Source organism: Vibrio sp. 2134-1, assembly GCF_033339495.1.
The window spans coordinates 1-665 of the sequence record NZ_JAWOUS010000491.1 but is presented as its reverse complement, the minus strand read 5'-3'; the positions used below and the strand labels follow the sequence as shown (position 1 = coordinate 665).

General features: G+C 44.4%; 1 protein-coding gene. It reads left to right on the top strand.

The window, feature by feature from the left end; genetic code table 11:
• The first annotated feature begins 30 nt into the window (after window positions 1-30).
• A complete protein-coding gene (gene luxS / locus R7R78_RS26820) occupies window positions 31-549 on the top strand; it encodes an S-ribosylhomocysteine lyase (protein ID WP_005462534.1) in 519 nt (172 codons plus the stop codon).
• Window positions 550-665 lie beyond the last annotated feature (116 nt).

Here is a 665-nt window from a genome sequence, read left to right as displayed (position 1 = left end):
GGTGTTGGAATTACGATCAGGAGAGCTGTAATGCCTTTACTCGATAGCTTCACCGTAGACCACACTCGCATGAATGCACCAGCAGTGCGTGTCGCGAAAACCATGCAAACTCCAAAAGGAGATACCATTACGGTTTTCGACTTACGCTTCACTGCGCCTAACAAAGACATTCTTTCAGAGAAAGGCATTCATACACTAGAGCACTTGTACGCAGGTTTCATGCGCAATCACCTAAATGGTGACAGTGTGGAAATCATTGATATCTCACCGATGGGATGTCGCACTGGTTTTTACATGAGTCTCATTGGTACGCCTTCTGAACAGCAAGTCGCAGACGCATGGCTTGCTTCTATGGAAGATGTGCTAAAAGTGGAAAGCCAGAACAAAATCCCTGAGCTAAATGAGTACCAGTGTGGTACTGCAGCGATGCATTCTTTAGAAGAAGCACAGCAAATTGCCAAGAACATTCTAGCCGCAGGTGTGTCTGTTAATAAAAACGACGAGTTGGCTTTGCCAGAATCAATGCTAAAAGAGCTGCGCGTAGACTAAGTTCTTTTGGAACGGCAACACAAAACAAAAAGCCTGACATGAGTCAGGCTTTTTGTTTTGGTTATTTGGACGTTGATTTTTTCTTCTTCGGATAGACTCGAACTAACTTGATTCGG